A 12424-nucleotide genomic window follows, 5' to 3' on the forward strand; every position below is an offset into this window, starting at 1 on the left:
CCCACTATTAATACGGGTGACTGTACTTGTGCGGCGCGGGCAAGCAACATGCCTGCCATGCGCCGCCGTTGAACTACCTGGGCTGCGCCCTCATCTACTGTTCCTATTTCCTTCTTTGGTGCGTATTCCGATATGAGTTCCGCTCTGTCCATCCGGCAGCTAACCAAAACCTACGGCAACGGTTTCCAGGCCCTGAGTGGTATCGATCTGGACGTTGCCGAAGGTGACTTCTTCGCCTTGCTCGGCCCCAACGGCGCTGGCAAATCCACCACCATCGGCATTCTCTCGACCCTGGTCAACAAGACCAGCGGCACGGTGAATATTTTTGGTCATGACCTGGACAAGTCCCCGGCGGCGCTCAAGCGTTCCATCGGCGTGGTGCCCCAGGAATTCAACTTCAACCAGTTTGAAAAGACCTTCGACATCATCGTCACCCAGGCCGGCTACTACGGCATCCCGGCAAAAATCGCCAAGGAACGCGCCGAGCAGTACCTGACCCAGTTGGGTCTGTGGGACAAGCGCGACGTGCCTTCGCGTTCGCTCTCGGGTGGCATGAAGCGCCGCCTGATGATCGCTCGCGCACTGGTGCACGAACCGCGCCTGCTGATCCTCGACGAGCCGACCGCCGGTGTCGACATTGAGCTGCGTCGCTCGATGTGGACCTTCCTCACCGAGCTGAATGAGAAGGGCATCACCATCATCCTCACCACTCATTACCTGGAAGAGGCTGAGCAACTGTGCCGCAACATCGGCATCATCGACCATGGCACCATCGTCGAGAACACCAGCATGCGTAACTTGCTGGGCCAGTTGCATGTGGAAACTTTCCTGCTCGACGTGAAAAACAATCTGCCGGTGGCGCCGCAACTGCTTGGCTACCCAAGCCGCCTGGTCGACGCCCACACCCTGGAAGTCCAGGTGGACAAAGCCATGGGCATCACTGCGTTGTTTACCCAACTGGCCGCCCAGAACATCGAAGTGCTGAGCCTGCGTAATAAAACCAATCGCCTTGAGGAGTTGTTCGTGTCCTTGGTGGAGAAAAATCTGGCGAAGGTGGCGGTATGAGTTCTGAACTGCAACCCAACATTGTCGCGCTGCAGACGATTGTCTACCGTGAAGTGAAGCGCTTTACCCGGATCTGGCCGCAGACTTTGCTGCCGCCGGCGATCACCATGGTCCTGTACTTTGTGATTTTCGGTAACTTGATCGGCCGTCAGATCGGCGACATGGGTGGCTTCACCTACATGGAGTACATCGTGCCGGGCCTGATCATGATGTCGGTGATCACCAACTCCTACGGCAACGTGGTCTCCAGTTTCTTCGGCAGTAAGTTCCAGCGTTCCATCGAAGAACTGATGGTGTCGCCGGTGTCGCCGCACACGATTCTGATCGGCTACACCTTGGGCGGCGTGCTGCGTGGCTTGATGGTCGGCGTGATCGTGACTTTGCTGTCACTGTTCTTTACCCACCTGCAAGTGCATCACCTTGGGGTTACTATTCTGGTGGTGGTGCTGACCGCGACGATCTTCTCGCTGCTGGGCTTTATCAACGCTGTGTTTGCGCGCAATTTCGATGATATTTCGATCATTCCGACGTTCGTGCTGACGCCGCTGACTTACCTGGGCGGGGTGTTCTACTCCATCACCTTGTTGCCGCCGTTCTGGCAGACCGTGTCGCTGGCCAACCCGGTGCTGCATATGGTCAATGCCTTCCGCTACGGCATCCTGGGTGTGTCGGATATCAAGATCAGCGTGGCGATTACCTTTATGCTGGTGGCCACCGTGGTGCTGTATATCGGTTGCGCGCGGTTGCTGGTGAGCGGGCGTGGGATGCGTACGTAAGTAGTTAGTCGGTTGCAAAGAAACGGCCTCTTGATGAGGCCGTTTTTTATTGGGTGCGCGGAACTAATGGGGGAGTTTTGCAGCATAGGTATTGGTTGAGTACTGTGGTTGTCTTGGGGGCGCTGGGTACATATCCGTTGCTGCGGTAACGGCTTCGTAGGGTTCCGCTCTTACAGCGGGTCACTTTTGGAAAAGAGCCCCAAAAGTAACCAAAAGGGCTCTTGCCCCACCACTCGGCACCTCGCTTAGGCTCGGTGTGCCCTTGTAAGATGATTTTCATCTGCTTCAGACCGTTATGCCCTCGGATTTCGAGATCGTGAGTGAGCGTGGGTCGAAGCAGATTCCTTCCTAAACTAGTCCGAACGGTTGCCAGGGCGCGAAGCCCGATTCTGCAAGGTTGGACGTGAGGAAAACACCATGGACCATGACTCTGCGTTTGTCGGAATTGATGTTTCCAAAAACAAGCTCGACTCATTTGTCAGCACCACTGGCCAAGTCGAACAGTTTTTCAATACTCAAGAAGGTATCCAGCGTTTAGCTAAACATCTCAAGGCTCAGGAGCCGGTTTTGGTGGTGTTGGAAGCAACTGGGGGGTATGAGCGGCTTGCGGCTGCGGAGCTTTGCGCTGCGGGACTGCCAGTCGTTGTCGTCAACCCCCGCCAGGTGCGTGATTTCGCCAAAGCTACCGGTCGGTTGGCTAAAACCGATGCTCTGGATGCCCAGGTGATTGCGGAGTTTGCCCAGGCGGTCAAACCCGAGATTCGAGAGATGCCAGATGAACACACTCGTGAGCTGGCAGATCTACTCACTCGACGCCGCCAACTCATCGACATGATCGTGGCGGAGGAGTCTCGGCTGAAGCAGGCGGTATTCAAGGCACTTCGAAGAGACATCAAGGCACATATCACCTGGCTTCAAAAGCGGCTTAAAAGCACAGACGATGACTTGCACGAAGCCATCAAGGCTTCCCCGGTCTGGAAGGCCAATTATGATTTGCTACGCGAGGTCGCTGGTGTTGGCAACGTGCTCGCACTTTCGCTGCTGGCGATGGTTCCGGAGCTGGGCAAGGTTAATCGCAAACAAGTGGCTGCCTTGGTTGGTGTGGCGCCTTTTAACTGCGATAGCGGCCTCTACAAAGGGCGTAGACGGATATGGGGTGGTCGAGCTGAGGTTCGAAGTGTGCTTTACATGGCCGTCTTGTCCTCGAAGAGCCATAACCCGGTGATCGAGAGGTTCTACAACCATCTGCTTGCTGCAGGAAAGACGAAGAAAGTAGCGCTGGTTGCATGCATGAGAAAGCTGCTGACGATCTTGAATGCGATGGTGCGCGATCAAAAGCATTTCGCTGAAATGGCTTGAATTTCGACACGGTTGCTCACTCCGGCTTTGGAGCGGGGGCCGCCGCGATGGGCCATCCTTGGCCCATCGCGGCTAAACCGGCGTCCTGCCGGTTTACCCCCGCTCCAAAGCCTGCGTTCGGCCAGCGTGGTTTAACGGAGCGCCTAAGATCAAGATCAAAAGCAAGAGCACGGCGGCCTAGTAGCCGACCTGAGTGGTTGAAGCAAATCAAAAGCAAGCCGAGGCGGCCTGACAGCCGATCTGATCTTGGAAGATGAAACTCAATCAAATGTGGGAGCTGGCTTGCCTGCGATGGCATCGGCTGGTTATGCCTGACACACCGAGGTGCTTGCATCGCAGGCAAGCCAGCTCCCACAGTTTTATCGGTGTTGGGCTCTTAGCCTTTCAGTGCCAGCTCAATCAATTCATGCAGTTCTTCAACCGGCAACGGCGCACTGGCAAACAGGCTGCGATACACCGTGGGCGCCGCGATCAAATTCAGCAACCGATCCAGCGTCGGCAGCACATCGATGCTGCTTTGGTAACGGTCGAGAATAATCTGCAACTGGCCCATTAGAATGTTGCTGCAATAGTCCTTGGGATGACTGCACTGCACGTCGCGCATCATGTTGCGCCCAAGCTCAGAGCTCATTTCATCCAGGTATTGCTCCCCCCACGCGCGCAAGTCACCGCGCAGGGTGCCGGTGTTGGCGGGCTCGGTGTCCGGGCGCAGGCGCTCCAGCGCCACGTCGGCGAGCAGGGCAGCCAAGTCGCCCCACCGGCGGTAGATGGTCGAGGGCGTAACGCCCGCGCGCGCAGCAATCATCGGCACGGTAACGCTGGAACGCTCATGGGCTTCCAGCAGTTCGCGCGCGGCGTTATGCACTGATTCTTGAACCCGGGCACTGCGGCCCCCCGGGCGAAGGCCTTCTTTAATCGCCATGCGTAAAACCTTAACACAAAGAATTTGCTTTAAGCGCTTGCCGGTAGCACACTCCGCAAAAGCAAAATATTAGCTTTAGTGGAGTGTGCACATGCCTAGCGTCATTTCTCAACGTTCCAGCCTGGCGTTCCTGGTCATCACCATGTTGACCTTCCTCGCTGCGTCCAGCGCGCCGACGCCGCTGTATCAGGTTTACCAGGACAACCTGCATTTCTCCGCAGCGATGCTGACGGTGATCTTTGGCGTGTATGCCGTGAGCTTGCTGGCGGCGCTGCTGACCGTCGGTTCGCTGTCGGACCATGTGGGGCGCAAGCCGGTGATTTTCGTCGCACTGATCCTCAATATTGTGTCGATGCTGTTGTTTATCAACGCTGACAGCACCGCCTACCTGATAGCCGCCCGAGCGCTGCAAGGTTTCGCCACCGGCACGGCAACCGCGGTGCTGGCGGCAACGCTGCTGGACACCGACCGCCTGCGCGGCCCGATGCTCAATAGCCTCGCGCCGCTGCTGGGCATGGCCAGTGGCGCCTTGGGCAGCGGCTTGCTGGTGGAGTACGGCCCACGCCCGACCCAATTGATTTACTTCACGCTGCTGGGCTTGATGCTGCTGCAGGCGCTTTATGTGTGGCGCTTGCCGGAAACCGTCAGCCGCATTCCGGGTGCCCTGAAGTCGCTGGCGCCCACCCTGCATGTGCCCGCGCAAGCGCGCCGGGGCTTGTGGCTGGTGATGCCGCTGAATGTGGCGGTGTGGGCACTGGGTGGGTTCTTTTCCTCGTTGGCGCCCTCGCTGGTGCGCGCCGCCACCGGCTCGACCTCGCACCTGATCGGCGGCGGCCTGGTGGCGGTCGTGACCTTGAGCGGTGCGGTGATGATCTACAGCCTGCGTGATCGCCCGGCAGACAAGGTCATGCGCCTCTCGGCGGTGCTGTTGGCGGTGGGCGTGGCGTTGCTGCTAGTGGCAGTGCAGAGCGCCAGCCTGTGGCTGTTCTTTGCTGCCAGTGTGATCGCAGGTTTGGGCTTCGGCGGCGGGTTCATGGGCAGTGTGCGCAGTATCGTGAGCTTGGCATTGCCTCATGAGCGGGCGGGGTTGATGTCGGCGTTTTATGTCCTGAGCTACTTGGCGTTCTGCGTGCCCGCGCTGCTGGCGGGTAACCTAAGCCGAGTGTTTGGCCTGATCGCCACTACCGATGGCTACGGCGCCGTGCTCATCGTGCTGGCCCTGAGTGCCTTGGCCGGTTTGCTGCTGCAGGATTCGGCGCAGGCCAAGGCGGCGGCCTAGTCAGTGTCTCTATATTGGTAAAGTAGATAACAGTTAGAGATATTACCCGTTATATAGATATTCGTTCAGGTTCTATGATGATCTCAACCTCATGCGAGGAAGAGGATTACCAACATGACTTGCTCTAATACCGCTACTTACAAACCCTTCAGTCACCTGACCCGCCCACGGGAAGTGATACGCCAGTTCACCCCCAACTGGTTTGCCGCGACCATGGGCACCGGCGTGCTGGCCCTTGCGCTGGCCCAATTGCCGATCAATCTCCCCGGCCTGCAGGCGATTGCCGAAGGGCTGTGGCTGTTCACCATCGGCCTGTTTGTGCTGTTCAGCGTGTTGTACGCGGCGCGCTGGTTGATGTTTTTCCACGAGGCGCGGCGCATCTTCGGGCACTCCACGGTGTCGATGTTCTTCGGCACCATTCCCATGGGCTTGGCGACGATTATCAATGGCTTGCTGCTGTTCGGGCTGCCGCGCTGGGGCGCCGATGTGGTGCCGTTGGCCGAAGCCTTATGGTGGCTGGACGTGGCAATGGCGTTGGCCTGTGGCGTGCTGATCCCGTTCATGATGTTCACACGCCAAGAACACAGCATCGACCAGATGACCGCCGTGTGGCTGTTGCCGGTAGTCGCCGCTGAAGTCGCCGCCGCCAGCGGTGGCCTGCTGGCGCCGCACCTGGCCGATGCTCACTCGCAACTGGTGATGCTGGTGACCAGCTACGTGCTGTGGGCGTTTTCGCTGCCGGTGGCGTTCAGCATCCTGACCATCCTGATGCTGCGCATGGCCTTGCACAAATTGCCCCACGCCAACATGGCCGCGTCGAGCTGGCTGGCCCTCGGGCCTATCGGCACCGGTGCCCTCGGCATGCTGTTGCTGGGCGGCGACGCGCCGGCGATCTTCGCGGCCAACGGGTTGCCAGGCGTAGGCGAGATGGCCAACGGCCTCGGCCTGGTGGCCGGCATCACCCTGTGGGGCTTCGGCTTGTGGTGGATGCTGATCGCCGTGTTGATCACCCTGCGTTACCTGCGCGCCGGTATCCCGTTCAACCTCGGCTGGTGGGGCTTTACCTTCCCCTTGGGCGTCTACGCCTTGGCCACGCTGAAGCTTGCGAGCGTGCTGCACCTGGGTTTTTTCAGCCTGTTTGGCTGCGTATTGGTGGTGGCCTTGGCGCTGATGTGGCTGCTCGTCGCCACGCGCACCGTGCTGGGCGCCTATAAAGGTGAGCTTTTTGTATCGCCTTGCATTGCAGGACTAGGGAATAAGTAAGCGGGATTAGGTAAAGTCGTGGCCTGAAAATCAACAATAGCCTACAGGCCACGCAGGAACACGGACGATGAGCCACCCCTCACAATTCACCTTGCTGCGCACACGGCGCTTCCTGCCGTTTTTCATTACCCAGTTACTGGGCGCTTTCAACGACAACATCTTCAAGCAATCGCTGATCCTGGCCATTCTCTACAAGCTGACCATCGACGGTGACCGCTCCATCTGGGTCAACCTGTGCGCCTTGCTGTTTATCCTGCCGTTCTTCCTGTTCTCGGCGCTGGCCGGGCAGTTTGGCGAGAAATTCAACAAGGACGCGCTGATCCGCGCGATCAAGATCGGCGAGATCGTGATCATGGCCGTCGGCGCCACGGGCTTTTTGTTCAATCACCTGGAGTTGATGCTGCTGGCGCTGTTTGCCATGGGCACGCACTCGGCGCTGTTCGGCCCGGTGAAGTACTCGATCATGCCCCAGGCATTGCAGGACGATGAGCTGGTGGGCGGCAACGGCCTGGTGGAGATGGGCACGTTTCTGGCGATCCTGGCCGGCACCATTGGCGCCGGGGTCATGATGTCGTCTACCCATTACGCACCGATAGTGGCCGTGGCGATTGTCGGCGTGGCGGTGCTGGGTTACCTGGCCAGCCGCAGCATTCCGCGCGCGGCGGCGTCTACGCCAGGGCTGCGCCTGAACTGGAACATTTTCAGCGAGTCCTGGGCCACCTTGCGCCTGGGCCTGGGGCAGACGCCGGCGGTGTCGCGCTCGATCGTCGGCAACTCGTGGTTCTGGTTTGTCGGCGCGATCTACCTCACGCAGATCCCGGCCTACGCCAAAGAATGGTTGTACGGCGACGAAACCGTGGTGACGCTGATTCTCACGGTGTTCTCCGTGGGTATCGCCCTCGGTTCGATGCTCTGCGAAAAGCTCTCCGGGCGTAAGGTCGAAATCGGCCTGGTGCCGTTTGGTTCATTCGGCCTGACCGTGTTCGGGCTGTTGCTGTGGTGGCACTCCGGCGGCTTCCCGCAGAACGTCCAGGCCAACGACTGGTTGGCCGTACTCAGTTACGGCCAGGCCTGGTGGGTGTTGTTCGATATCCTCGGTTTGGGCGTGTTCGGCGGTTTCTACATCGTGCCGTTGTACGCGCTGATCCAGTCGCGCACCGCCGAGAACGAGCGCGCGCGGGTGATCGCGGCCAACAACATTCTCAATGCGTTGTTCATGGTGGTTTCGGCCATCGTGTCGATCCTGCTGCTGAGCGTGGCCAAGCTGTCGATCCCTGAGTTGTTTCTGGTGGTGTCGCTGCTCAACATCGCAGTCAACACCTACATCTTCAAAATCGTCCCCGAGTTCACCATGCGTTTCATGATCTGGCTGCTCAGCCATTCCATGTACCGCGTGGAACACCGCAACCTTGAGCTGATTCCGGATGAAGGCGCGGCGTTGCTGGTGTGCAACCACGTGTCGTTTGTCGATGCCTTGTTGATTGGCGGCGCGGTGCGTCGGCCGATTCGCTTTGTTATGTACTACAAGATCTACCGCTTGCCAGTGCTTAACTTTATCTTCCGCACCGCCGGGGCGATTCCGATTGCCGGGCGTCACGAGGATATTCAGATCTACGAAAAGGCCTTCACACGCATTGCCCAGTACCTGAAGGAAGGCGAGTTGGTGTGCATCTTCCCGGAAGGCAAGTTGACCGGGGACGGCGAGATGAATGAGTTCCGCGGTGGCGTGACGCGCATTTTGGAGGAGACGCCGGTGCCGGTGATTCCGATGGCGTTGCAGGGCTTGTGGGGGAGTTTTTTCAGTCGCGATCCGAGCAAGGGGTTCTTTCACCGGATCTGGTCGCATGTCACGTTGGTGGCGGGTGAGCCGGTGACGGCCGAGGCGGCGACACCTGCGCAGTTGCAGGAACGCGTAGGCGTGTTGCGCGGGAGTGTCAGGTAGTTTTCTGCTGGCTGTTCGGGCCCCATCGCAGCATCGGTATCTACACATCTTTTTATGGGTTGAGTTCTTTGGTTGTCGCGGGGGCGCGGGGTACATATCCGTTATTTGGGTAACGGCTGCTATGGGTTCCGCTCTTACAGCGGGTCACTTTTGGAAAAGAGCCCCAAAAGTAACCAAAAGGGCTCTTGCCCCACCACTCGGCACCTCGCCTAGGCTCGGTGTGCCCTCACTCCGGCTTTGGACCGTGGGCCGCCGCCATGGGCCATCCTTGGCCCATCGCGGCTAAACCGGCGTCCTGCCGGTTTACCCCCGCTCCAAAGCCTGCGTTCGGCCAGCGTGGTTTAACGGGGCGCCTCAGATCAAGATCAATATCAAAAGCAAGAGCACGGCGGCCTAGTAGCCGACCTGAGTGGTTAGATCAAAAGCAAGCCGAGGCGGCCTGACAGCCGACCTGATCTTGGAAGATGAAACTCAATCAAATGTGGGAGCTGGCTTGCCTGCGATGGCATCGGCTGGTTATGCCTGACACACCGAGGTGCTTGCATCGCAGGCAAGCCAGCTCCCACAGAAAAGCAGAGCACTGCGGTGCTGGCAGCCAAGCCCGCTCCCACAGTTGGATCTCGGTACATCAGACAGAGAGTGTGCTGCTGTGCTTTTGCCCTGCTTTTGCTTCTACCACTCAGGTCGGCTACTAGGCCGCCGTGCTCTTGCTTTTGATCTTGATCTTGATCTTGATCTGAGGCGCCCCGTTAACCACGATGGCCGAACGCAGGCTTGAATCCGTGGGTAACCCGGCAGGACGCCGGGTTAGCCGCGATGGGCCAAGGATGGCCCATGGCGGCGGCCCACGGATTCAAGCCGGAGTGAGGGCATGCCGAGCCTAGGCGAGGCACCGAGTGGTGGGGCAAGAGCCCTTTTGGTTACTTTTGGGGCTCTTTTCCAAAAGTGACCCGCCGTAAGGGCGGAACCCTACGAAGCCGTTACCGCAGCAACGGATATGTACCCATATCTACCTAAAAACCCGTCATCGGCCTAGCACGACACAAGAAGTTGCGTAGATACCTATGCCCATCGCAGGCAAACCAGCTCCCACAGGTGACCGAGGTGTTCAGGCGAACGCGGTCGAGTGTGGGAACTGGCTTGCCTGCGATAGCGGTTGTGGCTTAGGCGCTGATCTTGAGCCCAATAAGCCCGCAAATTATCAACGCCACACTGGCCAACCGGAACAGCGCCATGGATTCGCCAAACAGGATAATCCCGGCGATCACCGTGCCCACTGCGCCCACGCCCGTCCAGATCGCATAGGCCGTGCCCAGCGGCAGTTCTTTCATGGCAAGGCCCAGTAGGCCGAGGCTGATGGCCATGGCGGCAATCGTCAGGGCGGTGGGCAGCGGTTTGCTGAAGCCGTCGGTGTACTTCAAACCGACCGCCCAGCCCACTTCAAACAGCCCGGCAAAAAACAGGATGATCCAGGACATGATGACCTCTCTTCTAAAAGTGGGGTCGTCCCCTGGAAAGCGCTCGACAGCGTCGCGGGGTCGTCCCCGCGAAGTTTGGTAGAGTGCCGAAAATTGATCAGGCGATCAAGTTTGCGGCGTGTTTTCCAATACGCGGCGGTCTTCCTTTTCGCTCATGCGGCGGAAGTAAGTCGAGAGCAGCGCCCCGGAAATATTGTGCCAGACGCTGAACAGCGCACTCGGCACCGCCGCCAATGGCGAAAAGTGCGCACTGGCCAAGGCAGCGCCCAACCCGGAGTTCTGCATGCCCACTTCCAGCGCCAGCGACTTGCGCTGCGCCAACGGCAGCTTGAACAGCCGGCCGGTGAAGTAGCCCAGCAGGTAGCCGAAGCTGTTGTGCAGCATTACCACGGCCATGATCAACAGGCCCGACTCGGCGATCTTCGCCTGGCTGGCGGCAACCACGGCGGCGACGATGATCACGATGCTCACCACCGACACCAAGGGCAGTACCTCCACCGCATGGCGGACACGCTCGCCAAGCACGCGTTGCGCGACCACGCCCAGCACGATCGGCAGCAACACCACTTGCAGGATCGACCAGAACAATTCCATGAACGATACCGGCAGCCAAGCCGAGGCCAGCAGCCAGATAAGTGCCGGCGTCAGCAGCGGGGCGAGGAGGGTGGTGACGGCGGCAATCGCCACCGACAGCGCCAGGTCGCCGCGGGCCAGCCAGGTCATTACGTTGGACGAAGTGCCACTTGGGCAGCAACCGACCAGGATCACGCCGACGGCAATTTCCGGTGGCAGGTTGAACACCCGGCACAGCAACCAGGCCACGCCCGGCATGATCACAAAGTGCGCGACCACGCCCAGGGCCACGCGCCACGGGTGGCGCGCGACTTCGGCGAAGTCTTCAAGTTTGAGGGTCAGCCCCATGCCAAACATCACCAGGCCCAGCAGCGGCACGATGGCGCCTTTGAGGCCGATGAACCAACCGGGTTCGAGGAAGGCGAGCACCGCGAAAATCAACACCCAGTAGGCGAAGGTATTGCCGACGAAGCGGCTCAAGGCGGCGAGTGCGCGCATGGGGGATGTCCTTGTTATTAGTTAAGTTCGGTAACGCCGATGCCTGCTTGGAAACCCAATCAAATGTGGGAGCGGGCGTGCGTAGGAGCTGGGCTTGCCCGCGATGCAGGCACCTCGGGCCTTGAGTTGTACCGAGGTGATGCGATCGCAGGCAAGCCAGCTCCCACACACGCCGGCTCCCACATTTTGATCTTCACATGGCTTTAGATGCCTTGTGGGGTTTCTTCACCACCCAGTGCTTCGATCAGCGCCGGCAAGAACTCGCCGAACGTGAGCATCATCAGGGTAAAGCTGGCGTCCAGTTGGCCCAGGGCCTCGTCGCCGCCGTCCTGTTCTGCCTGGTCTTGCAGCAGGTCTTCGAACTTCAGGCGCTTGACGGTCATTTTGTCGTCGAGCATGAAGGACAACTTGTCCTGCCAGGCCAGGGACAATTGGGTCACGACTTTACCGGTGGTCAGGTGCAGCTGGATTTCTTCGCCGGTCAGGTCTTGGCGCTTGCAACGCACAATGCCGCCGTCTTCATGGGTGTCGCGCAGCTCGCATTCGTCGAGGACGAAGAAGTCATCGGCCGGCTTCTGGGTCGTGACCCAGTCGGTCATGATCGCGGTTGGCGCAGTTTTTACTGTGAGTGGGCGAACCGGCAGGGTGCCGATCACTTCACGCAGGGTCGACAGCAGGTCTTCGGCGCGCTTGGGGCTGGCCGAGTTGACCAGGATCAGACCCTGTTTCGGCGCGATGGCGGCGAAGGTCGACGAGCGACGAATAAAGGCGCGCGGCAGGAAGGCCTGGATGATTTCATCCTTGATCTGGTCGCGTTCCTTTTTATAGACCTTGCGCATTTGCTCGGCTTCGATCTCTTCGACTTTCTCTTTGAGTGCGTCACGCACCACGCTACCCGGCAGGATACGTTCTTCCTTGCGCGCGGCGATCAGCAGGAAGTCACCGCTGACGTGAACCAGGGGAGCGTCTTCACCTTTACCGAAAGGGGCGACGAAACCGTAAGTGGTCAACTCCTGGCTGGCACAAGGGCGCGCCAGTTTGGTGGCCATGGCCGCTTCCAACGCCTCGGCATCAACAGGCAGATCTTGGGTCAGGCGATAGATAAGCAGGTTCTTGAACCACATGGGGTGAGTCTCTCCTTTATACAAAGGGGGGCATTATTCTCTTGATATCGCCTGAGGCCAACCCTGCCTAAGCCATTGGAAGGGCTGAAAAAAAAGATTTAAGAAAGTGCTTGCCAGACCTAAGGTCGCTCCGTAGAATGCGCGC

At 59.1% G+C, this 12424-nt stretch carries 10 protein-coding genes; 6 read left to right on the forward strand and 4 right to left on the reverse strand.

The genetic code is table 11. The annotated features are described in order from the left end of the window. Positions 1–132: 132 nt before the first annotated feature. From KZH41_RS10835 to KZH41_RS10845, 3 genes are all read left to right on the forward strand, one after another. Positions 133–1065, forward strand: a complete 933-nt coding sequence (locus KZH41_RS10835) for an ABC transporter ATP-binding protein (RefSeq protein WP_094953720.1) — start codon at positions 133–135, stop codon at positions 1063–1065. Next, positions 1062–1841 carry an ABC transporter permease gene (locus KZH41_RS10840; protein ID WP_094953721.1) on the forward strand — a complete coding sequence of 260 codons (780 nt, stop codon included), beginning with the start codon at positions 1062–1064 and terminating at the stop codon, positions 1839–1841. The genes KZH41_RS10835 and KZH41_RS10840 overlap by 4 nt, the downstream gene beginning before the upstream one ends. 417 nt (positions 1842–2258) lie before the next feature. Beyond that, positions 2259–3200 carry an IS110 family transposase gene (locus KZH41_RS10845; protein WP_263274766.1) on the forward strand — a complete coding sequence of 314 codons (942 nt, stop codon included), beginning with the start codon at positions 2259–2261 and terminating at the stop codon, positions 3198–3200. Between the two features lie 376 nt (positions 3201–3576). On the opposite strand, the gene KZH41_RS10850 is transcribed toward KZH41_RS10845, so the two are convergent. Continuing rightward, positions 3577–4122, reverse strand: a complete 546-nt coding sequence (locus KZH41_RS10850) for a TetR/AcrR family transcriptional regulator (protein WP_094953827.1) — start codon at positions 4120–4122, stop codon at positions 3577–3579. Positions 4123–4213: 91 nt separating this feature from the next. Here KZH41_RS10850 and KZH41_RS10855 point away from each other — a divergent pair, with 91 nt between their 5' ends. The 3 genes from KZH41_RS10855 to KZH41_RS10865 all read left to right on the forward strand — a co-directional run bounded on the left by KZH41_RS10855 (position 4214) and on the right by KZH41_RS10865 (position 8606). After that, positions 4214–5401: an MFS transporter gene (locus KZH41_RS10855; RefSeq protein ID WP_263274801.1), complete on the forward strand. Its 1188-nt coding sequence runs from the start codon at positions 4214–4216 to the stop codon at positions 5399–5401. A gap of 114 nt (positions 5402–5515) precedes the next feature. Continuing rightward, entirely contained in the window at positions 5516–6664 is a 1149-nt protein-coding gene (locus KZH41_RS10860; RefSeq protein WP_242155234.1) for a TDT family transporter, read from the forward strand. 67 nt (positions 6665–6731) lie between these two features. After that, positions 6732–8606, forward strand: coding sequence for an MFS transporter (locus tag KZH41_RS10865; protein ID WP_242155235.1), 1875 nt, complete (start codon positions 6732–6734; stop codon positions 8604–8606). A gap of 1163 nt (positions 8607–9769) precedes the next feature. On the opposite strand, the gene sugE is transcribed toward KZH41_RS10865, so the two are convergent. From sugE to rdgC, 3 genes are all read right to left on the reverse strand, one after another. After that, on the reverse strand, positions 9770–10084 hold the full coding sequence (sugE, locus tag KZH41_RS10870; RefSeq protein ID WP_010166396.1) for a quaternary ammonium compound efflux SMR transporter SugE: 315 nt from the start codon (positions 10082–10084) through the stop codon (positions 9770–9772). Between the two features lie 105 nt (positions 10085–10189). After that, entirely contained in the window at positions 10190–11155 is a 966-nt protein-coding gene (locus KZH41_RS10875; RefSeq protein ID WP_242155238.1) for a bile acid:sodium symporter family protein, read from the reverse strand. 203 nt (positions 11156–11358) lie between these two features. Further along, positions 11359–12279 (reverse strand): recombination-associated protein RdgC, encoded by a 921-nt coding sequence (rdgC, locus tag KZH41_RS10880; RefSeq protein ID WP_010567523.1) that lies wholly within the window; start codon positions 12277–12279, stop codon positions 11359–11361. Positions 12280–12424 lie beyond the last annotated feature (145 nt).

This window comes from Pseudomonas sp. YeP6b, from assembly GCF_025642995.1.
In the GTDB taxonomy this organism is placed as follows: Bacteria; Pseudomonadota; Gammaproteobacteria; order Pseudomonadales; family Pseudomonadaceae; genus Aquipseudomonas.

Bases quoted from the DNA above. Each gene is read 5' to 3' on its own strand.
- KZH41_RS10835 (WP_094953720.1), top strand. From the start codon at position 133: ATGAGTTCCGCTCTGTCCATCCGGCAGCTAACCAAAACCTACGGCAAC.
- KZH41_RS10840 (WP_094953721.1), top strand. From the start codon at position 1,062: ATGAGTTCTGAACTGCAACCCAACATTGTCGCGCTGCAGACGATTGTC.
- KZH41_RS10845 (WP_263274766.1), top strand. From the start codon at position 2,259: ATGGACCATGACTCTGCGTTTGTCGGAATTGATGTTTCCAAAAACAAG.
- KZH41_RS10850 (WP_094953827.1), bottom strand. From the start codon at position 4,122: ATGGCGATTAAAGAAGGCCTTCGCCCGGGGGGCCGCAGTGCCCGGGTT.
- KZH41_RS10855 (WP_263274801.1), top strand. From the start codon at position 4,214: ATGCCTAGCGTCATTTCTCAACGTTCCAGCCTGGCGTTCCTGGTCATC.
- KZH41_RS10860 (WP_242155234.1), top strand. From the start codon at position 5,516: ATGACTTGCTCTAATACCGCTACTTACAAACCCTTCAGTCACCTGACC.
- KZH41_RS10865 (WP_242155235.1), top strand. From the start codon at position 6,732: ATGAGCCACCCCTCACAATTCACCTTGCTGCGCACACGGCGCTTCCTG.
- sugE (WP_010166396.1), bottom strand. From the start codon at position 10,084: ATGTCCTGGATCATCCTGTTTTTTGCCGGGCTGTTTGAAGTGGGCTGG.
- KZH41_RS10875 (WP_242155238.1), bottom strand. From the start codon at position 11,155: ATGCGCGCACTCGCCGCCTTGAGCCGCTTCGTCGGCAATACCTTCGCC.
- rdgC (WP_010567523.1), bottom strand. From the start codon at position 12,279: ATGTGGTTCAAGAACCTGCTTATCTATCGCCTGACCCAAGATCTGCCT.